Here is a 21,911-nt window from a genome sequence, read left to right as displayed (position 1 = left end):
GAGAGTCATTGAGTACTTATCAGGTTGGATATTGCAAATTATTATCTTTATGATTGTAGCGATGGTAGTAGATCTAATTCTTCCCAGTTCGAAACTAAGACAGTATGTCAAATTAGTAATAGGGCTATTGCTTATTCTTATTATCCTACAACCGATACTGTCTATTTTTAATGTCGATGTCCATAAAATGGTGGATCAATTAATCACCACCAATCCAGATCCATCAATGGAGTCGAGAATAGAAAATGGAATGAATCAGCAGAAAAGTGAAATAGAACAGATACAAGCTGCATATGTATTAGAAGAGATGGTTGTCCAAATGGAAAATATGGTAGAGAAGGAGTTGGAGGAAACATACAATTATCAAATTGTGGACATGGAAGTTAATTGGGCTAGTCATCCGACTTCAGCAGATAATGAGATTGAAAGTATTTATGTCCAACTTGCTATAACGGATGACACATCTATAGTAGTCGAAGAGGTGAATATACAAATTGGCGACTCTTTACCTCAGACTTCCGAAGCTGAGCCCCAGGATGATGAAGAAGTGAAACATTTCTTAGCAGATCAGTGGGGAGTGGAGGAAAGTATAATTCATGTTGGATGGAAGGAGGAATAAGGTGCCTAAATGGTTAGAAAAATTTCTATCAAGCTTAAAAACAAAAGATAAAAAAACAACAAAAATGCAGTATATTGCATTGCTTGTATTAATTGCAGTTTTTATATTGTTAATCAGTAATGTGTTCAGCTCCAATCAATCAGAAAATCAATTAGCAGAACCACCAAGTATGATCGAATCATCAACAGGAGATGAAGATAATGAAACATGGAAACAATCGGATGTATCTGATGCAACCTCCAAGATAGGAGATTTAGAAGCTGCCTATGAAAGAGACTTAGTCCAATTACTTGATAAAATCACCGGAGTTTCAGATGTTGAAGTAATGGTCAATCTTGATGCTACAAATGAACAAGTTTACGAGAAAAATTTAGTAATTGGTTCACAAATAACCAGTGAATCAGATCAAAACGGTGGTTCTAGAAAAATTGATGATGAAACAAGAGAGCAAACAGTTGTTATTATTCGTCAAGGGGAGCAAGAGGTACCTTTATTAATCCAGACCAAAAAACCTCAAGTTAGAGGGGTCTTGGTAGTTGCGAATGGTGTGGACAACCTGGAAGTCAAAAAATGGGTGTTAGAGGCCGTATCCAAAGTGTTGGATGTACCGGCTCATCGAGTTTCAGTTATGCCAAAAAAATAATAAATAAATTAGGAGGGGAAACTATGTTAAAAAAGCAAACAGTATGGTTACTAACGATGTTGAGTTTAATGATTGTGTTAAGTGTCTATTATCTAAATGCACCAACTGAAGGAGATTTGGCATATTTTGATGCAGATCAAGAGCAGGATCAAGCTACATCTTTATCAAATGTAGATCCATCAACAGAGGATGCTATTGAAGAAGATCCAGAAGAAGCAGGGATAGAGGAGGAAGCAGGTGCGGAAGATATTAGTGGAGAAGTAGATAATTCATCTGTTGATTCGGAACAATACTTTACGGCAGTTCGTATGGAAATTACTAATCAAAGAAGTATGGAAAAAGAAAGATTGGAATCGATTGTTGCTTCTAGTGAAAGTAGTTCAGATGAGAAGAATGAAGCATATGAAGCCATGAAAGAAATTGAAATGTTAGATAAAAAAGAAAGTATTCTGGAAGACACGTTGAGATCATTAAATGGATATGAAGAAGTACTTGTTCGAAATGTATCAGACAATAATGTGGTGATAACTGTCCAAGCCGACAGCCTTTCGGTAGAAGAAGCAAATGAAATTATTCAGCATGCGAAGGATGAATTTGGTGAAATAAAAATTGATGTCAGCTACCAGCCAAGCTAATCCTATGGTAACTCTTCTAGAGACACATTGACTTGTCCTTGAGATTTCTCGAGGGCATTTTTATTTTTCCCTTTGCAATATTCGATATAGTTTTTTTAAAAGCTGGCGGTATATACGTCTTGAGAGGCTATAACAACAATGAAATCTAAGTAATGCAATACCAACAACAGATAATATGTTCTCATTATTTGATGATAATAAAAACAATGGTTGCAGTTTTTATATCTATTGCGTAAAATGTTAGAAGGAGTTATTAGTACCTGTTATTAATTGTAATAAAAGTTTGAAGGGGTGCAGAAATGTTAACAATTCAAGAAATCAACCAATTAATTGACAAATTAGATCAATCAACTATTGAAGAATTCTCTTATGAAGCACAAGGAGCGAAAATTAAGCTGAAGAAAAATACAGGTGTACCTACAGCAATGACTACCGTTTCTGAATCTGTAGTACCATCACAAGAAGCTGTATCACAAGTTACTGCCGAAGTAACTACTAAATCCGAAGCTTCAACTGCAGAGCCGGAAGCAAAGGAAGAAACACAAACACAATCAAAAGCAGATTATGATCATGAAATTGTATCACCAATGGTAGGGACTTTCTATAGCTCTCCATCACCAGATAAACAAGCTTATGTGCAAGTTGGTGATCATGTAAATGAGGACACCATTGTATGTATTGTTGAAGCAATGAAATTATTTAATGAGATTGAAGCAGATGTAAAAGGAACCATTACAGAAATATTGGCAGAAAATGGTGAATTAGTGGAATATGGACAACCATTATTCCGAATCAAGAAGGCATAAGGGGATGACATTGTGATTAAGAAGCTGTTAATTGCTAACCGTGGAGAAATAGCAGTCAGAATAATTCGATCTGCAAAAGAGATGGGAATCGAAACAGTGGCGGTATATTCTGAAGCTGATAGCGATGCATTACATGTACAGTTAGCGGATGAAGCATATTGTATCGGACCAAAACTAAGCAGGGACAGTTATTTAAACTTTACAAATATTATGAGTGTCGCTACATTAACTGACACGGATGCGATTCATCCTGGTTACGGTTTTTTATCAGAAAACGCAGATTTTGCAGAGATCTGTGATGCGTGTAATATAACATTTGTTGGTCCAAGTGCATACGCAATTCAAAAAATGGGTACAAAAGACGTAGCAAGAGAAACATTAAGAGAAGCCGGTGTTCCGGTGGTACCGGGTTCAAATGGAATCATCAGGGATGAAGAAGAAGGACTGAAGGTGGCCAAAGAAATAGGGTTTCCTGTAATTATTAAAGCCACTGCTGGTGGTGGTGGTAAGGGTATTCGCGTAGCTCGTACTGAAGAAGAATTATTAAAAGGTATCCGAGTAACACAGAATGAGGCAGAGAAAGCATTCGGTAACCCAGGTGTATATTTAGAAAAATTTATTGAAGACTTTCGACATGTAGAAATACAAGTTTTAGCGGATAATCACGGTAATGTGATACATCTTGGGGAAAGAGATTGTAGTATCCAAAGAAGACTACAAAAATTAATAGAAGAAACACCTTCCCCAGCTATTGATGAGGATATGAGACGTAAAATGGGAGACGCTGCCGTTAAAGCAGCAAAAGCGGTACAATATTCTGGTGCAGGAACGATTGAATTTATTTTCGACCAAAAAGAAAATAAGTTCTATTTTATGGAAATGAATACCCGTATTCAGGTAGAGCATCCTGTTACTGAAATGGTTACAGGGGTAGATTTGATTAAAGAACAAATAAAAATTGCCAATAATGAGAAGTTAAGTTATAAACAGGAAGATATTACATTCGATGGGTGGGCGATGGAATGTCGTATTAATGCAGAAAACCCTGAAAAGAATTTCATGCCTTCTGCTGGTATGATAGATATGTATTTACCACCCGGCGGTTTAGGAATCAGAGTTGATTCTGCCGCATACCCAGGCTATCGAATTCCACCATATTATGATTCGATGATTGCCAAGTTAATAACGTACGGTAAGACTCGAAAAGAAGCGATTGATCGAATGAAACGGGCACTAGATGAATTTGTTGTAGAAGGTGTTCATACGACGATTCCTTTCCACCGCAAAATGATGGTTCACCCAGTATTTGTTGACGGTGATTTTAACACAAGATTTTTAGAAAAATATAGTATAATGGAAGAAGGGCAAGACTAATCTTAGTCAAAAGGGGCGTTCGTTATGGCAGAAAATCAATTACTTAATGTAAGCGAGTCTACTCCATTGGGAAGAGTTGAAATTGCGCCAGATGTATTAGAGGTAATTGCAGGGATAGCTACTACAGAAGTGCCTGGTGTTTCCAGCATGAGAGGAAATTTTGCAACAGGCGTTGCAGAGCGATTAGGGAAAAAAGCACATGGTAAAGGTATAAAAGTAGAATTGACTGATGAAGCAGTATCGATCGATGTTTATATTGTGGTCGATTATGGACACGCTGTTCCTGTAGTCGCTGAAAAGATACAATTAAATGTAAGGCAAGCAATTGAAAATATGACCGCTATTATAATTAAAGAAATTAACGTACATGTTGTGGGCGTTCATATGGAACAGCATAATGAGGAAAAAGAAGAGTAGTAATTCAAGAATGAAAGACCCGCGGACTTATCTGCTGGGACTTTCATTCTTTTTTACTATAATATGATCCATTAAATCGACCGCTATATGAGGTATACCTTTTTTATAGAATCAATATTTTTTGTTGTGGAATGATAAGATTTAATGGCAATCCTAAAGATAACGTGTTATCATTTGGAAGTGAGAATATGATCGCAATAAGGAGCAAAAAAAGTAAATGAAACGTAGAACTGCACGAGAGAAAGCATTACAAATTTTATTTTCTTTGGATACAGAGGAATACGATCTAGCAACTACCATTGAGCATACGTTAGAAGAAAGTGAACATGATTCTTTCTTGTTCAACCTTATCAATGGTGTTGCCGAGAATAAAGAGGAGATCGATGAAAAAATTAAAAACCATTTAGAAAAATGGTCGTTAGAAAGAGTTGCTTTGGTAGAAAGAACGCTACTACGTATGGCTACTTATGAATTATTTTATTTACAGGATGCACCCGAGAGTGTAGTGCTCAATGAAGCAATCGAGATTGCTCATATTTTCGGTGATGATAAATCAGGGAAATTTATCAATGGTGTATTATCAAAAATGATAAAATAAGGGGGAGCAATAGTGACTGCAGAAATTATATATGGTAGTGAGTTAGCACAATCTTTAAGGGATGAAATGAAAGAAGAAGTAAGCAATCTTCGGGAGAAAGGAATTATTCCTGGCTTGACCGTAGTGTTAATAGGTGATGATCCGGCATCTAAATCATACGTAAAAGGTAAGCAAAAAGCATCTGATTATGTAGGTGTCGACTCAGAGCTAATCGAGCTACCTGAATCCACTTCACAAGAAGAATTACTAACGCTAATCGATACATTAAATAAAAAAGATTCGGTCCATGGAATTTTAGTACAGTTACCTTTACCAGCACATATTGATGAACAACTTATAATAGAAGCAATTTCTCCAGAGAAAGATGTGGATGGATTTCATCCGATAAGCATTGGTCGAATGATGACTGGAAAAGATACATTCTATCCATGTACACCCTACGGTATTATACAAATGATGAAATCGAAAAACATTTCCTTGGAAGGAAAGCATGCTGTGGTAATAGGAAGAAGTAATATTGTAGGAAAGCCAGTTGGACAGTTACTTTTAAGTGAAAATGCAACTGTTACATACTGCCATTCACGGACCAAAAATATGGAAGAATACATAGCATCTGCGGACATTTTAATTGTAGCAGTAGGGAAAGCGCATTTTATTAGTGGTGAGCATATAAAAGAAGGCGCTATTGTAATCGATGTGGGAGTTAATAGAATCGAAGATGGTACGTTAACAGGCGATGTCGATTTTGATTCCGCAAAGGAAAAAGCAAGCTATATTACCCCAGTTCCAAAAGGTGTCGGCCCGATGACAATTACGATGCTCATGCATAACACAATCAAATCGGCCAAAAAAGCGAACGGACTATCATAAGACTTGTGCAACTGCTTCATATATTTTAATATGAAAGGAAAAGGTCATTCTTAAGAGAATGACCTTTTCTTACAGATTAAACACAAGTCCGTATAGATATAATAAGATTGTAGAGGGATGATGTTGTGGAAGATAAGTATTTATCTGTGACCGCTTTAACCAAGTATATTAAAAAGAAATTTGATGTCGATAATCATCTTAATCATATCTGGTTAAGAGGAGAAATATCTAACTTTAAACACCATTCTAGAGGTCACATGTATATGACCATTAAAGATGATTACACCAGTATACGTGCGGTAATGTTTCATAGGCAAAATCAAGATCTTGCCTTTCAGCCAGAGAATGGAATGAAGGTACTGATCACTGGTTATGTCAGTGTCTTCGAATCGCAGGGACAATATCAGCTATATATACAAGAATTGCAGCCAGATGGAATTGGTGCGCTTCACTTAGCTTTTGAGCAACTTAAAGAAAAACTTTCAAAGGAAGGTCTTTTTGACCCAATACATAAAAAAGCATTACCAAATTACCCACAGCATATAGCAGTTATAACCTCTCCAACTGGTGCAGCTATCCGTGATATCTTAACAACGATGGAAAGACGTTATCCAATAGCAAATATTTTAATCATTCCTGTATTAGTACAAGGAAAACAAGCTGCATCCTCTATTGCAAACGGAATAAAAAAAGCAAATCAGATCGATAATCTGGATCTTATTATTGTTGGAAGAGGTGGCGGGTCATTAGAAGAATTATGGTCCTTTAATGAAGAGGAAGTTGCTAGGGCAATTTCTCAGTCTGAGCTTCCTGTCATTTCTGCAGTTGGTCATGAAACAGATATAACGATTAGCGATATGGTGGCTGATTTACGTGCGCCAACACCGACGGCTGCAGCCGAATTAGCTGTACCCTCACAATTCGATTTATTAGAAAAGCTGAAAAAAATTAATCAATTTATTGAGAACAATATTCGACATAAATTAGTACGCTCTCGAGAGAGATTAGCATCGATTGAAAGTTCTTATGTCTTTAAATATCCTACCCGATTAGTGGAGGAAAAGGAGCAAAGACTTGACCGTGCAGTGGATCAGTTGAAAAAACAATTACTTTACATCGTTCAAGGTAAAAGGGAGTATTACCAATATTTGAATCAGCGTTATCATCGTCTAAATCTTGACAGGCAAATAGATAAACAAAATCAACACGTTCAAGATTTAAAGAAAAGATTAACTCGTGCAAGTAATCAACAATTAAATCAGAAGAAAAATATGTTTAGTAAAAGCTTAGCAGAGCTCGATTTATTAAATCCTACGCGAATTATGAAGAGAGGATATTCCATTACTTATATCCAAGAAACTGAAATAGTTCGAAGTGTGGAGCAGATGAAGAAAGACAAGCCATTTATCGTCCAATTTGCAGACGGATATGTAGAAGCTAGAGCAGAAGAAATTATAAAGGGAGAGAATAATGAGTAATACAAAAAAGGAATTATCATTTGAAGAAGCACTTGAGCAGTTAGAAACGATTGTTAATAAAATGGAGGATGGGGAAATTCCTCTAGAACAAGCAATGAAGTATTATGCAGAAGGATCTGAATTATCTAAAATATGTCACGAAAAATTAGTAAATGCGGAAAAACAAATGAAAGAAATATTGCGTGAGGATAATGAACGTGAAAGCTTTGAGATTCAGGAGGAAAAATAAGTGGACAACACATTACAAGCTCTGTTAGATAAAGAACAGCATCAACTTAATAACGCGCTAACATCATATATTAAGCAATTAGATATCCCCGATCGATTACGTGAATCGGTTCTATACTCTATCGAAGCAGGCGGAAAACGATTGCGTCCACTTTTAATGAAATTAACCTGTGAAGGGCTTGGTGGAGATACCACGAAAGTGTATCCTGCAGCAATAGCATTAGAAATGATTCATACGTATTCCTTAATACATGATGACTTACCTGCAATGGATAATGATACGTATAGAAGGGGACAACTTACGAATCACAAAAAATTTGATGAAGCTACCGCCATATTAGCTGGTGATGGTTTGTTAACCAATAGTTTCCATGTTATCACTTCATCGGATCTATACACTGATAGTGAAAAAGTCATCATCGTTAAAAAGCTTGCAAAAGGAAGTGGATTAGAAGGAATGGTTGCCGGACAATTTTTAGATATGGAAGCAGAAAATCAACTTATTACGATTCACGACTTAGAACGTATCCACCACTTAAAAACAGGAAGACTTATTTCTTTTGCAGTAGAAATCGGTGGTTTTTTAGCAGGCGTTTCCCAAGAAGAAATGAGAATATTAAAGAAGTTTGGTGATTATCTAGGAATTATATTTCAAATCCAAGATGATATTTTGGACATTGAAGGGGATCAAGCCATCATTGGTAAACAGGTTGGTAGTGATATTACAAATGAAAAGAGCACCTATCCCAGCATACTAGGATTAAAAGAAGCAAAAGAATATAAAGAAAAATATGTAAAAGATGCTCTTCAATGTTTGCATGATGTAGGTATAGAAAACACTGATTTAGCGTTATTGACTAGTTATTTAAGTACCCGTAATCAGTAATAACATTGTGAAAAAACGTGAAATATGTTATATTTAAAGTAAGTAAGTGGGATGGTGCAGTATTCTAGTCAATCCTCCGTTTCTGAAGGCGGGCCTAAAAATCTGCCAAAGGGCACATCGATGAAGTTCCTTGTGTTGGCTTGAGGCGCCCAGCCTTGGGTCGATGCTGGGAGTTAAGGTTGAAGGGCGATCCACAAAGGCATGTGGGCGACGACCCTTCTTCCGCGGAGGCCCATATCTGTATGTTATTCTTAGCCAAGAATAAGGTATGGAATGGGGTATGAACCTACGCAATAAGGATCGGGTATTCTTATTCGTAGCGTAGCCTGCCTTGAGTGGTGCGAAGGGGATTATAGGTAACAAGTGTTCGTAACTGGATGGCCACCAGTACAGGACATATTTTTCTATATGAAATTCGTACTGCAAAAGAGGCTAGGAAACGGTTAAAGATTGTCGAGGAAATCTCCTAGACTGTTCCTGAATAAATATGGACATTTAAAGGGGATTATAGTGTGGACTAAGTGGTAATCCAGTCTAGCGCATGGTGACATCGCTAAGGTGGGTTTAAAGGGGAACCGCCAGAGTGGCAACACTCGGTACCTGCCTGGGAAAACCTACTGGACCTAAGCCGCAGTTTTTACCTTTTAAATGACCATTCCATTCCTAATTTATACATAATGGAATCAGATAACGAGGTATGATATGAATAAAAAACAATTACAAAAATCCATGAAATTCAGTTTAAGTATTGCCGTTATCACGTTTGTGTTAGCGGCTATTTTTTCCATAATATCTTCGTCCATATTAAGTGGAGTAATGTCGATCATTGGACTAGTGATCGTGTTAATTATTGTATTGATTGGGGTCTTTTTTGATATGCTAGGGATAGCTGCAACGGCTGCAGATGAAGTTCCGTTTCATGCAATGGCAGCAGAGAAGGTAAGCGGTTCCAGGCAAGCGATTCAAATAGTTAGAAATGCTGACCGCTTCGCCAGCTTTTGTAATGATGTGATTGGAGATATTTCTGGTATAATAAGTGGAACAGCATCTGCTATTGTAGTATTGCAAATTGCCAATGGATTTGGTTATGGGGAAGGAACAACATTTCATTTAGTTATTAATGTTGTACTTACGAGCCTTGTAGCCGCTCTGACAGTTGGTGGAAAGGCTATTGGGAAGTTTTTGGCCATTCATTCATCTACAAAAATAATTTTTCTCGTTGGTAAAATAATTGCATTTTTAGAAGAAAAAATTAAAATAAAAGTATTGTCGAAATAAATGTAAGTCGAATCTTGAATAATAGTAGGGAGGATTCCTTTATGGATCTAACCAAGATAAAAAATCCAATATTTTTAAAAAAATTAAACAATGAAGAACTTGAATTTTTAGCTGGCGAAATACGTCAGTTTTTAATTGAAAAACTATCTATAACAGGTGGGCATTTGGGTGCTAACTTAGGAGTAGTGGAATTAACTATTGCTCTCCATAAGCATTTTAACAGTCCGGAGGACAAGTTAATTTTTGATGTCGGTCACCAATCCTACATTCATAAAATCTTAACAGGACGTACGGAGCAATTTGATACACTGAGACAGTATAAAGGATTGTGCGGATTTCCTAAGATGACGGAAAGTGCTCATGATGTCTGGGAAACTGGACATAGCTCAACATCCCTTTCTGCAGCAATGGGAATGGCTATTGCTAGGGACATGAAGCAAGAGGATAATTATGTTGTTCCAATAATAGGTGACGGAGCATTAACTGGTGGTATGGCGTTAGAAGCACTCAATCATATCGGTCATGAGAAGAAGAATATAACCGTTATTCTTAATGATAATGAGATGTCTATAGCTGGCAATGTGGGAGCATTGCATAATGCATTGGGTAGAATGAGAAGCGCAGGAAAATATAATCGTGTGAAAGATGAGTTGGAAATTCTGCTGAAAAGGATTCCGGCAGTTGGTGGTAGGATTGCTCAAACAGCAGAACGAATGAAGGATAGTATGAAGTATTTCATGGTTCCTGGAATGTTGTTTGAAGAGTTTGGCTTCACCTACTTTGGACCTGTTGATGGTCATGATTTTAAAGATTTACAAGAACATATTGAATATGCTAAAAAAACACAGGGACCTGTGCTTGTTCATGTAATCACACAAAAAGGTAAAGGATATTATCCCGCAGAATCTGATAAAAAAGATAAATGGCACGGAGTAGGACCATATAAAATTGACTCTGGCGAAAAGATAAAGCCTGCTAATGATGCTCCAGCTTGGAGTCAAGTAGTAAGTGACACATTAGAAAATATCGCTGACAAAGAAGAACGGCTGGCAGTTATTACACCCGCCATGATACTTGGCTCAAAACTGGATAAATTCCAAGAAAAATATCCAGAACGATTGTTTGATGTTGGTATCGCTGAACAGCATGCAACTACACTAGCAGCTGGTTTGGCAACCCAGGGTATGAAACCTTTCCTTGCAATATATTCGACGTTTCTACAAAGAGCTTACGATCAATTAGTACATGATGTATGCCGTCAAAATTTGAACGTTGCTTTTGGAATTGATCGTGCAGGGTTAGTAGGAGCTGATGGGGAAACACATCAAGGAGTATTTGATATTGCATTTTTACGTCATCTCCCTAATATGGTGATCATGATGCCCAAAAATGAAAATGAGTGTCAGCACATGGTGCATACTGCAATTTCCTATAATGATGGTCCGATAGCTGTTCGCTTTCCAAGAGGGAATGGATTAGGGGTTGAAATGGATCAAGAGTTAAAAACATTGCCTATTGGTAAATGGGAAGTGTTAAAACAAGGTACCGACGCAGTTATTTTAACATTTGGTACAACCATTGATATGTCACTTGCTGCAAGTGAATATTTACAAAAACAAGGAATGAATGTTGAAGTGATTAATGCTCGATTTATCAAGCCGTTAGATGAAGAAATGCTTCATGAGATAATGAGCAAAGAAATTCCCATTTTAACTGTAGAGGAAGCAGTATTAAAAGGTGGATTTGGGTCAGCTGTGCTGGAATTTGCAGAGGAAAATGACTATCATCCACAAATGAAACGAATGGGCATTCCTGACCGCTTTATTGAACACGGTAGTGTAAAAGAATTACTAGAAGAAATAAATCTGACACAAGAACAAATTGTTCTTGAAATTAAAAAACTATTATCCATAAGTAATGGTGAACAAAAAAGGGCATGATAACTAATGAGTAAAAAAATGCGCTTAGACCAATTAATCGTTGATCGAGGATTGAGTGACTCTAGAGAGAAAGCTAAAAGAACGATAATGGCAGGACTTGTATTTTCTGAGGGACAAAGATTGGATAAGCCTGGTACGAAAGTAAACGATGATATACCTATAGAAATAAAAGGTAAAGCAATACCATATGTAGGTCGCGGAGGACTTAAATTAGAAAAGGCGATTGAATATTTTGCATTAGATTTAAAGGGCAAAATTATGGTGGATGTCGGTTCTTCCACTGGTGGATTTACCGACTGCGCTTTACAAAATGGTGTAAGCTTAAGCTACGCAATCGATGTCGGTTATAATCAATTAGATTGGAAACTACGAAATGACCCTCGTGTAGTTGTAATGGAAAGAACTAACTTCCGTTACGTTACGCCAGATATGTTAACAAACGATATACCTGATTTTGCTACAGTTGATGTCTCTTTTATTTCTTTACGATTAATTTTACCACCACTGTTCCGTTTGTTAAGCTCAGGCAGTAAAGCGGTAATTTTGATTAAACCACAGTTTGAAGCAGGCAGAGAACAAGTAGGTAAAAAAGGAATAGTAAGAGATCCTTCCGTTCATTTACACGTATTAAGGGATATATTGTCGTTTGCTGAAGAAACAGGGTTTCAAATTTTGAATTTGACCTTTTCGCCGATAACTGGTGGAGATGGTAATATTGAATACTTAGCCTTATTGGAAAAATCAGCATCCGATCGAAAAGAGAAAATGGACGTATTGTCTTTAACAGAACAAGTAGTAGCGGAATCCCATCAGGTATTAGATCAATAATTAGCTGGACAACTGTTAAAGATAGCCATTTTTAAGGGTATAGGCTAGTAAAGTGCGGGAGGAAGGAATATGAATAAAGCTCAGCGACATATCAAAATTCGAGAAATTATCACAGAAAATGAAATTGAGACGCAGGACGATTTGGTTGAAGAATTAAGAAGTCAAGGGTATGGAATTACTCAGGCAACTATTTCTCGAGATATAAAGGAATTACATTTGGTAAAGGTTCCAACTGCAGATGGTAGATATAAGTATAGTTTACCAGCAGACCAGAAGTTTAATCCTTTAAACAAATTAAAACGATTTATTATGGATGCATTTATTAGTATAGATACTGCCACTCATTTTATTGTAATGAAAACTTTGCCTGGAAATGCTCAGGCAATGGGTGCATTAATTGATAATTTGGGATGGGAAGAAATTGTCGGATCTATTTGTGGTGATGATACGATTCTCATCATATGTAAGACGACAGAAGAAGCAGAAGCACTTAAAAATAAATTTTTAGATATGTTATAGAGGTGATCAGCATATGTTGACCGAATTAACCATAAAAAATTTTGCTATCATTGATGAACTTCATATTCCATTTCAAAAGGGTTTGACCGTATTAACAGGTGAAACGGGTGCTGGAAAATCAATCATCATTGATGCAATAGGTTTATTGATTGGTGGAAGGGGATCGGTTGAATATGTTCGTCATGGTGAGAAGAAGGCAGAATTAGAAGGTTTATTTATTATTGATGACACTTCTCATCCTGTTTATCGAAAGGCAAAAGAATTAGGTGTGGAGATAATGGAAGATCATATGCTTGTTCTGCACCGTACTATTTCACATTCAGGAAAAAGTATCTGCCGGATCAACGGGAAGTTAACGACTCTAGCGATTTTAAAAGAGATTGGACAAACTGTCTTAGATATACATAGTCAACATGAAACACAAGCATTATTAAATCAGGATAAGCATATTGAGTTATTGGACTTTTTTTATCAGTCCAATCATTCTAACTTTAAGAAGGACTATCAAAAGTTATATCAGCAATGGAAAGATCTGCAAGAAAAATATGAAGCCAATAATAAAAACGAACAGGAAATGGCACAGCGAATCGATTTGTTGGAGTTTCAATTAAACGAAATTCAAAATGCAGACTTACAACCTCACGAAGATGAAAATCTAAGTAAGGAACGTAATGAATTACATCATTTTGAAACCATTCATCAAAATTTGAAAGATGCTTATAATGCACTCCATGGTGAACAGAAAGGGTTGGATTGGTTATCACTTGCAGCTAGTAGTCTGGAGGAAGCAGGAGAGCATAATAAAGATATTCAACAAATACATCAACAATTTGTCGATCATTACTATTTAATTGAAGAGCTATCTTATCAAATAAGACAACAGCTTGAAAATATGGATTACGAACCAGGTCGGCTTGAATTAATTGAATCAAGACTACATGAAATTGATCAATTAAAAAGAAAGTATGGCCAAAGTGTGGAAGAAATTATGACGTACAGTGCTAAGATTGAAGAAGAATTGGATGCGCTCAAAAACCGTGATCAACATCTTGCCAATTTATCTGCAATGCTTCAAGAAGCAGCAAATGATTTACTATTAGAAGCAAAAGAGTTACATACTATCAGAAAGAAAGCAGCGAAACAATTAGAAAAAGCTGTAATGACAGAATTAAAAGATCTTTATTTGGAAAAAACGGATTTCCAAGTGAATGTCTCGATCCCTAATAAAGAAAAGGGTATATCCTTCGAAGGAAAAAAAGTATATCCAAACGAAAATGGCATAGATCAAGTAAGGTTTTTAATTTCGACCAACCCCGGTGAACCAGTAAAAGAGCTTGATCGTATTGCTTCTGGCGGTGAAATGTCACGGGTAATGTTGGCATTAAAACACATTTTCTCACAACATCAGGGAATAACCAGTGTTATATTTGATGAAGTAGATACTGGAGTAAGTGGACGCGTAGCTCAGTCAATGGCAGATAAAATTTATAACATTTCAGTCGGGTCACAGGTTCTTTGTATTACACACCTTCCTCAAGTTGCATCTATTGCAGATACACATTTGAAAATCGAAAAAGTTATTAAGGGCAATCGAACGCATACGATGATACAGGAACTTACATTTGAACAACGTATTGACGAGATAGGTAAAATGATTACAGGTAATGAACTAACTGAAACATCCAGAATACATGCAAAAGAATTAATTGAAATGAATCACAAAAAATAATATCCCGGCAAAACATTTCTACAAGTGGAAAAGTTCACCCGATTTTGTTATGTTTAACGGGTTTAAAAAGCCCTCCTTAAGGTCAAATTAATGATACAGATCAAAAACAGTTCTGTATTACAAGGAGGGCGATGTTGTGAAATATGATTATGTAAGAAAAAGTATAGGATTAATACTCCTTGTCATATTATTTGTGCTCCCATGGTATTCACCATTTCAAATATACCTTTCCATCCCAAACGAAATTAAAACATTTTCTCAATCAGAATCCGTTTCATTACCTTTGTTAGGAAATGATGTGACGGTATCCGCAACGAATGAAGATGCAGTCCAATATGCTACAGATTTAATGAACTATTCACTTGAAGAAAGTGGCAATGATGAGGTCACATACACCCTCGGACAAGTACCACTAAAAAAAGTCGATGTGGAAGTATTTGATGACTTCCGGATTATACCTGGTGGCCAATCAATAGGAATTAACTTGCAAACACAAGGAGTACTAGTTGTAGGGCATCATTTAGTTACGACTGATAATGGCACCATATCTCCAGGTGAACAAGCAAATGTTGAAGTTGGCGACAGTATAATTTCAATAAACGATAAGACGATTAAGAGTATGGAAGAAGTTGCACCTATGGTAAAAGAAGCTGGTGAGAACAACGAATCATTAAGCTTGGAGATTAAACGAGGCGATCAAACGATTGAGACGGATCTAAATCCTCAATTTGATGTTAAAGAAGATGGTTACCGAATTGGATTATACATTCGTGACTCAGCCGCTGGAATTGGTACCATGACTTTTTACGATCCTAAATCAGAAAAATATGGTGCACTAGGTCATATTATTTCCGATATGGATACTAGAAAGCCTGTGGAAATTAATGATGGTTCGATCGTTCGTTCACAAATTACAGATATAAAAAAGGGCGAACATGGTATTCCTGGTGAGAAGAAAGCAGATTTTAAATTTAACGATGTACAATTAGGTAACATAACTAAAAATTCTCCTTTTGGGATTTTTGGTACCTTAAAAGAGCCACCTAAAGAAGGCAAATGGTCTAAACCGATGCCGATAGCACTTCCAAATGAAGTGAAAGAAGGTCCAGCCCAAATATTAACAGTAATTGATGGGGAAAAAGTGGAGGCATTTGATGTAGAAATCGTCAATAGCATTGAGCAAACAGCACCTGCTACAAAAGGGATCATTTTAGAAATTACAGATGAACGATTATTAGAGGCAACAGGTGGAATTGTACAAGGGATGAGTGGTAGTCCTATAATCCAAGATGATAAAGTTATTGGCGCGGTTACGCACGTTTTTGTCAATGATCCGACCAGTGGTTATGGTGTTCATATTGAATGGATGCTGAATGAAGCAGGAATAAACATTTACCAACAAAAAAATAAGAAAGCAAGCTAGCTAGCTAATTGATAGAGGCTAGGACAAAAGAAATGCAAAAAAATCCAAACGATTATTCAAATAGACCTTGAAATCGTTTGGATTTTCCAATTTATTAGGAATATATTACGCACTAACTTATGTTCGTCGTAATGGGCTATAGTTGCGTAACAATCGCTCCAACTGTCCAGCGGGTTTTGCCCTTGGAAAGCGAAACGATTAGCCAGAGCGGCTGCTTTGCACTCTATTAATACGTATAGCAGCTTATGTCCCAATCTCCTTGCTTTAGGATAAAAATGTTGTTATGCTATATGAAAGATTTTTCGACATTTCCATATTTTTAAAAAAAGATATTTTTTTAATAAAGTTAAGCAGGATTTTTCTTCCTTTTGTCGAAATTATTAGGTGGAAGCAAAATTGTAGCATAATTGAAGGAGGAACTTTTTGTGGAAAAGACTAAAGTTATGTTAGTAGATGACAATCAAGAGCTTGTGGATTTAATGGATGATTACCTATTTGATCAGAGTGATATTGAAGTAGTAGGTAAGGCATATAATGGGAAAGAATGTCTTGATAAGCTTGAAGAGTTAAACCCAGATGTAGTAGTATTAGACATTATTATGCCTCATATAGATGGCTTAGCTGTACTTTCTAAACTTAAACAAAATGACAACACAAGACACATTAATGTAATTATGCTTACTGCATTTGGTCAAGAAGAAGTGACTAAAAAAGCAGTTGGTTTAGGTGCGTCGTATTTCATTTTGAAGCCATTCGATTTAGAACATCTTGCAGAACAAATAAGACAAGTTCATGGAATTCAAACTGCTGTACATAATGACCATAAATCGAACAATAGCAGTAATAACAGAAAATTCGATTTAGAAGCAAGCATTACACACATTATTCATGAAATCGGTGTACCAGCGCACATTAAAGGTTATATGTACCTCCGTGAAGCGATCACAATGGTATATAATGACATTGAATTACTTGGGTCAATTACTAAAGTCTTATATCCAGATATTGCTTCAAAATTTAATACAACTGCTTCACGTGTAGAAAGAGCTATACGTCATGCTATTGAAGTGGCTTGGAGCAGAGGCAATATGGACTCCATTTCTTCATTATTCGGTTATACAGTAAGTGTCTCTAAAGCAAAACCGACCAACTCCGAATTTATTGCGATGGTTGCTGACAGATTAAGATTAGAGCATCGCGCTAGCTAGCGTTGATATGACAAGGTTTATTAACCTGAAATATTTTCCACGACTCAAATATGCTAATAAACTATGTTGAATGTGATAACAAGTAAATTTATATAGGACAATTAATCTTTCAGTCCTCTTTTATCGTCTTAATGATGATAAAGGAGGATTTTTTGTGTTTAATTTTTTGATTGAAATTGATAATTACATGACAGATTGTAACAGTAGAGGTTTGTCTCAAAAGACAATGAGATCATATGATCAATCACTAAGGTTATTTATGCGCTATCTGGAGGACATTCATTACATAAAGGATGTCAAAAAGGTTAAAACTGAACATATTAAAGCTTATTTTACCTACATACGTGAGCGAGGTAAGTATAGTGCAATAGCGAACGAACAAACTAAGCATATCAATAACTTACAAAACAGATCTGACACAGGTAAAAAGGTCAGTGAAACCACATTAGCCAATTATCAAAGAAATATTAATGCGTTTTTTAGCTATCTGTATAAAGAAAAAATAATAAGAAAAAATCCATGTGAAGGTATTGAAAAAATAAAGCCACAACGTAAAGTTAAATCATTGTTATCAGAGCAGGAATTGCAAATGTTCTTCCGTTCGTTTGATATGTCAAAATTTCATGAGTTCCGTACGTGGATTTTCGCAAGGTTAATATTGGATACTGGATCACGTATCAGTGAATTAAATGAGATTGTGCCAGCAGATATTGACTTTCGAAACAATGCTTTACTGCTTAGGATAACCAAAAATAAAAAAGAACGATTTGTTTATTTTTCAGCTCAAACAGGAAGATATCTCAAGTCTTGGCTCGAATACAGTGATCGTTACACGAATAGTCCATATGTTTTCCCATCCATAAGAGGAAATAAAATGGATATTAGGACAATTGAATCAGCATTTAGAAAGCATTCCAAGTTGTCAGGTATAGATGTAAGACCTCATCAGCTCAGAAATAATTTTGCTAAGTACTATTTACTGAATGGTGGAGATTTTGCTACGCTAAGCCGACTGTTAGATCACTCAAGCGTAGAAGTTACCCAACAAATTTATCTTGATTTTGTGGACTCAGAGATAAGTAAAAAATACCAACAACATTCACCACTTAATAATTTGGATATCTAAGGGGATAATAACAATGAGAAAATTAAAAAAAAGACAAAAACAGATAGTTTTTAGTTAGTAAATCACAAAAAATTTTTTAAAAATAAAAAAGTAAAAGAACAGGTATTAACAAACAACCAGCCATAATTAGACATTTTAGCTTAGCTATAGTGAATGTCTTTTGTGGCTGGATTTTTTTAATAAGAAGGTTGTCCAATACGTTATAACTGATTAATCTTGATCTTGAACCTTAAACACATCTGAAACACTATGTGATTTATTAATATTATTTTCTATTGCTAAACGATCTAAGGTGTTGATTATGTTCTCTAATGTTTCAAAATTAATTGCTTGTGATTTACCATTTGCTAAATCACTGATGGTATTTGGTCTAATTTTAGATTCTACAGCCAATTTGTTCTTACTAATCCCCAACATTTTCAATGTTTCATTTAGTGTACTTTTTACTTTTTTCACGAAAATCCACTCCTTTTTTAATTGATTATATTATAACAAAACGAGTTTAACTAATATAGTTAAAAATTCTTGACATTTAACGTGTATCGTTGTATTATTAGTTTAACTAATTTAGTTAAACTATAAAAGTTATAAAGGAGATGCAAAGCCGAAACATTTAAGAGATTTGTTCTAATTATTATGTTTTTAGCTCAATCGTATTTTTGAATCTCATATCAATGATTAACTAAAAATGGGGAGGAATTTTAAATGACGAACTTTACAACACGTAAGCAGGAATTACTTGAACTACTAGAGGGCTATAATCAGTCTCACCAGAATATGGCATTATACTTAATGAGTACAGAAGAAGATGTTGACTATTTTCAAAAAGAATTTTTTGCGAACATTGGAAAAAATCCTATAGCAGCGATTTATCAATTGAGGCTCAAGAAAAGAGAGGACAATAAAATGGAATTAAGTGATTTTTTGATCACATGTAAAAAAGATAAAAAAATGGCTCTTGAGGGATTGTCTCAAGAACCTTTAAAAGATCAAGATGTAAAAACAATAGAAGATAGTGGTAAGACAGAAAAAGAAATATACCACTATTCCATGATGAATAAAAACTACACTATATTAAGTTTATTGAAAAACTGGAATGTTGTCAAGGAAAGCCATCTCATAAAAAAACCCACAACATTAGAAGAAAAATTAATGATTTAATATAAAAAATAGCACCTCGAATCCTTGGTATAATAGGGTTTTGGGGTGCTTATCTATATTTATTTTAATAAGAATACAAAAAAATTCAAAAAAATTAAAATCTTACCTGCATTTTTCATCATTTAACATTATAATACAATAAGAAAGATCAAATATAGTCAAAGTCAATAGTTCAATACAAGATAACCAAATTAAATGAAGGTTTTATCGGATAGTTATGTTCGTTATTAAGATTGAAATATACGTTATTAAAAAGGGGAGGGAAGTAGTAAATGAAGGTAGTCAAAAGTATGAAATTGGCAGGGTGGTTAATGCAAAGAGGATTTGTATTACTTAAAACAGATAAAGCAAATGACGGATCAGGAAGAAATGTGTTTTTATTCAAAGAATCTAATGAAATAACGGAGGCAATCCAATTGTACAAAATAACTAAGTAAGGAGGGTAGACCAACAAATGTTATCAACCAATATTAACAATGATGAATTGTATAAAGAATACGGTGAATCATTCTTAAAACAAATAAATCAATTGGAGAAAGAAATATTTAATTATCCAAGTGGTAAAGAAAAATTTAAAGTATTAGGATTAGAAGCTGGAATTGGTAAGAGTAGATATACAGATTTAATTATAAAACAATACATAGAAGAAAGTGCTTTAGATCCAAACTCAAAGAAGTTTCTTGTCGTCAAGAAATTTAATTCTGAAGCAAGTAAATCTGCCGAATTTATAAATGATATTGAATGGATGAGTGGGAATATAGCAGTAGCTATTGATAGAGATAATTGGAAAGATTATTGGCAAAAACACGTAGATGAATTAAAACAAGTCAGAGTCTTATTTATCTCACATGCAAGATACATGAATTTATGTAGTAACAAAAAAATGAGAAATAATTTCACAGAAGGTAGAAATATTTTAATCATAGATGAAAAAGTACAGTTTCAACCTTTAATTTACCGAGACAACTTATATTCTAAAGTTAGGGAATTAATTGACTTTGATCATAGAGATTTATTAGATAGTGTTTGTAAACCACTAGGAAAATATATAAACGATATGTATAAAGATAAGAAATATAGGCAAGTACACAAAGTTAGGTTTAATAATAATAGTCAAGTTGAAGAGTTGATTGAATATCTGAATGATTTCATGAAGGTAAATAGGCTGGGTGTAAAGGATAGAAACTTAGTTGAAGCATTAATTGATGGACTACCACATTGGTACAATAACATGAATATCTATAACAATCATAACATTGCTACTAATCACTTAGATCAAGGTTATTGGGGAGTAGATGGTAATAATATTATTTTAGATGCTTCAGCGAAGTTGGATGGTGTGTATAAGACAAATCGAGACAAATTTAAAATAATAAATATGCCAAAAATTATCGATCATAGTAATTCACAATTTCACATGTATAAATACAATACATCTAAAACAAACGTGAAAAGGGATAAAGACGTTTATCTGAAAGAGATTATTGAGAAGGTTATAGGATCGACTATGAGTAGTGAGAGGACATTACTTATTGGTTATCGTGACTTATCTAATGACATAGCGTACGAATTAAGTAAACATGTGGACAGTGGCTCTATATGGAAAGATAAGAAAGATAAAGACAAAGATCCTGACTACAACAATCAACAATTTGCTATTAGTTGGTACGGTAATCTTGTTGGACGAAACGAGTTTAGAGATTTTGATAGTGTTTGGCTTTTAACTTCACCTAATTTACCAATGAATCATTATCCGATTCATTTTATGCAATACACTGGTCAATCAATTGGTCAACGTAAATTAAATATTAAGAATGGAAGATTTAACAACAGTACATTAAATGACTTGCACAGAGGTTATGTTAGGGCTGAGATATATCAGTCGATAAAACGTATACAACGTAATGCAAAACCTTCTGGAGCATTCCACATAGTTATTAATGATGAAGAATTAATTAATACAATTCTACAGGAAATGAAAGGTGCTAATTTGCTTGATACTAATATTCATGAATTGATTTTTGTAGAGAATAATGTAAATTAGCACATTATCCCAGACATCTAATTTCACTTTAATCCAGTTAGAAATCTGAAATAATGTGCCGACTTTTTCACTTTAATTCAGTTTTGAAAATTAATATGCAA

Annotated in this window: 23 protein-coding genes; 22 read left to right on the top strand and 1 reads right to left on the bottom strand. The window is 35.1% G+C overall.

Going from position 1 to position 21,911, the window contains the following annotated elements:
• The first annotated feature begins 7 nt into the window (after positions 1-7).
• The 19 genes from spoIIIAF to ACTNEP_RS04950 all read left to right on the top strand — a co-directional run bounded on the left by spoIIIAF (position 8) and on the right by ACTNEP_RS04950 (position 18,605).
• On the top strand, positions 8-619 hold the full coding sequence (spoIIIAF, locus tag ACTNEP_RS05040; protein WP_441161100.1) for a stage III sporulation protein AF: 612 nt from the start codon (positions 8-10) through the stop codon (positions 617-619).
• Position 620: 1 nt separating this feature from the next.
• Positions 621-1,262, top strand: a complete 642-nt coding sequence (spoIIIAG, locus tag ACTNEP_RS05035; RefSeq protein WP_441160627.1) for a stage III sporulation protein AG — start codon at positions 621-623, stop codon at positions 1,260-1,262.
• 23 nt (positions 1,263-1,285) lie between these two features.
• Positions 1,286-1,897 (top strand): SpoIIIAH-like family protein, encoded by a 612-nt coding sequence (locus ACTNEP_RS05030; RefSeq protein WP_441160626.1) that lies wholly within the window; start codon positions 1,286-1,288, stop codon positions 1,895-1,897.
• Positions 1,898-2,196: 299 nt separating this feature from the next.
• Positions 2,197-2,703, top strand: coding sequence for an acetyl-CoA carboxylase biotin carboxyl carrier protein (gene accB, locus ACTNEP_RS05025; protein ID WP_441160625.1), 507 nt, complete (start codon positions 2,197-2,199; stop codon positions 2,701-2,703).
• Between the two features lie 12 nt (positions 2,704-2,715).
• On the top strand, positions 2,716-4,077 hold the full coding sequence (gene accC, locus ACTNEP_RS05020; protein ID WP_441160624.1) for an acetyl-CoA carboxylase biotin carboxylase subunit: 1,362 nt from the start codon (positions 2,716-2,718) through the stop codon (positions 4,075-4,077).
• A gap of 24 nt (positions 4,078-4,101) precedes the next feature.
• Positions 4,102-4,494, top strand: a complete 393-nt coding sequence (locus tag ACTNEP_RS05015) for an Asp23/Gls24 family envelope stress response protein (protein ID WP_441160622.1) — start codon at positions 4,102-4,104, stop codon at positions 4,492-4,494.
• Between the two features lie 217 nt (positions 4,495-4,711).
• On the top strand, positions 4,712-5,092 hold the full coding sequence (gene nusB, locus ACTNEP_RS05010; protein WP_441160621.1) for a transcription antitermination factor NusB: 381 nt from the start codon (positions 4,712-4,714) through the stop codon (positions 5,090-5,092).
• Positions 5,093-5,104: 12 nt separating this feature from the next.
• Positions 5,105-5,962: a bifunctional methylenetetrahydrofolate dehydrogenase/methenyltetrahydrofolate cyclohydrolase FolD gene (gene folD / locus ACTNEP_RS05005; RefSeq protein WP_441160620.1), complete on the top strand. Its 858-nt coding sequence runs from the start codon at positions 5,105-5,107 to the stop codon at positions 5,960-5,962.
• Positions 5,963-6,087: 125 nt separating this feature from the next.
• Complete coding sequence (gene xseA, locus ACTNEP_RS05000) at positions 6,088-7,440, top strand: exodeoxyribonuclease VII large subunit (protein WP_441160619.1); 1,353 nt, start codon at positions 6,088-6,090, stop codon at positions 7,438-7,440.
• Positions 7,433-7,669, top strand: coding sequence for an exodeoxyribonuclease VII small subunit (gene xseB / locus ACTNEP_RS04995; RefSeq protein ID WP_441160617.1), 237 nt, complete (start codon positions 7,433-7,435; stop codon positions 7,667-7,669). The genes xseA and xseB overlap by 8 nt, the downstream gene beginning before the upstream one ends.
• A complete protein-coding gene (locus tag ACTNEP_RS04990; protein WP_441160616.1) occupies positions 7,670-8,554 on the top strand; it encodes a polyprenyl synthetase family protein in 885 nt (294 codons plus the stop codon).
• Between the two features lie 702 nt (positions 8,555-9,256).
• Positions 9,257-9,832, top strand: coding sequence for a hypothetical protein (locus tag ACTNEP_RS04985; protein ID WP_441160615.1), 576 nt, complete (start codon positions 9,257-9,259; stop codon positions 9,830-9,832).
• 41 nt (positions 9,833-9,873) lie between these two features.
• Positions 9,874-11,772, top strand: coding sequence for a 1-deoxy-D-xylulose-5-phosphate synthase (dxs, locus tag ACTNEP_RS04980; RefSeq protein ID WP_441160614.1), 1,899 nt, complete (start codon positions 9,874-9,876; stop codon positions 11,770-11,772).
• A 6-nt stretch (positions 11,773-11,778) separates the two neighbouring features.
• Positions 11,779-12,600, top strand: a complete 822-nt coding sequence (locus tag ACTNEP_RS04975) for a TlyA family RNA methyltransferase (RefSeq protein ID WP_441160613.1) — start codon at positions 11,779-11,781, stop codon at positions 12,598-12,600.
• A 69-nt stretch (positions 12,601-12,669) separates the two neighbouring features.
• A complete protein-coding gene (gene ahrC, locus ACTNEP_RS04970) occupies positions 12,670-13,119 on the top strand; it encodes a transcriptional regulator AhrC/ArgR (protein WP_441160611.1) in 450 nt (149 codons plus the stop codon).
• A 13-nt stretch (positions 13,120-13,132) separates the two neighbouring features.
• Positions 13,133-14,848 (top strand): DNA repair protein RecN, encoded by a 1,716-nt coding sequence (recN, locus tag ACTNEP_RS04965; RefSeq protein WP_441160610.1) that lies wholly within the window; start codon positions 13,133-13,135, stop codon positions 14,846-14,848.
• A gap of 136 nt (positions 14,849-14,984) precedes the next feature.
• A complete protein-coding gene (gene spoIVB, locus ACTNEP_RS04960; protein WP_441160608.1) occupies positions 14,985-16,271 on the top strand; it encodes a SpoIVB peptidase in 1,287 nt (428 codons plus the stop codon).
• A gap of 425 nt (positions 16,272-16,696) precedes the next feature.
• Positions 16,697-17,479 carry a sporulation transcription factor Spo0A gene (gene spo0A / locus ACTNEP_RS04955; RefSeq protein ID WP_441160607.1) on the top strand — a complete coding sequence of 261 codons (783 nt, stop codon included), beginning with the start codon at positions 16,697-16,699 and terminating at the stop codon, positions 17,477-17,479.
• A 154-nt stretch (positions 17,480-17,633) separates the two neighbouring features.
• Complete coding sequence (locus ACTNEP_RS04950; RefSeq protein ID WP_441160606.1) at positions 17,634-18,605, top strand: tyrosine-type recombinase/integrase; 972 nt, start codon at positions 17,634-17,636, stop codon at positions 18,603-18,605.
• Between the two features lie 210 nt (positions 18,606-18,815).
• On the opposite strand, the gene ACTNEP_RS04945 is transcribed toward ACTNEP_RS04950, so the two are convergent.
• Positions 18,816-19,061, bottom strand: coding sequence for a helix-turn-helix domain-containing protein (locus tag ACTNEP_RS04945; protein WP_441160605.1), 246 nt, complete (start codon positions 19,059-19,061; stop codon positions 18,816-18,818).
• 249 nt (positions 19,062-19,310) lie between these two features.
• Between ACTNEP_RS04945 and ACTNEP_RS04940 the strand changes: the two genes are divergently transcribed.
• The 3 genes from ACTNEP_RS04940 to ACTNEP_RS04930 all read left to right on the top strand — a co-directional run bounded on the left by ACTNEP_RS04940 (position 19,311) and on the right by ACTNEP_RS04930 (position 21,810).
• On the top strand, positions 19,311-19,766 hold the full coding sequence (locus ACTNEP_RS04940) for a hypothetical protein (protein ID WP_441160604.1): 456 nt from the start codon (positions 19,311-19,313) through the stop codon (positions 19,764-19,766).
• A 272-nt stretch (positions 19,767-20,038) separates the two neighbouring features.
• Positions 20,039-20,203: a DUF5659 domain-containing protein gene (locus ACTNEP_RS04935; RefSeq protein ID WP_441160603.1), complete on the top strand. Its 165-nt coding sequence runs from the start codon at positions 20,039-20,041 to the stop codon at positions 20,201-20,203.
• A gap of 17 nt (positions 20,204-20,220) precedes the next feature.
• Positions 20,221-21,810: a hypothetical protein gene (locus tag ACTNEP_RS04930; RefSeq protein ID WP_441160602.1), complete on the top strand. Its 1,590-nt coding sequence runs from the start codon at positions 20,221-20,223 to the stop codon at positions 21,808-21,810.
• The last annotated feature ends 101 nt before the right edge of the window (positions 21,811-21,911 follow it).

The organism is Gracilibacillus sp. HCP3S3_G5_2 (genome assembly GCF_052063305.1).
Classification (GTDB): domain Bacteria; phylum Bacillota; class Bacilli; order Bacillales; family Amphibacillaceae; genus Gracilibacillus.
Note: the sequence above shows the minus strand (reverse complement) of the source record. Positions and strands in the feature narration are given on the sequence as shown.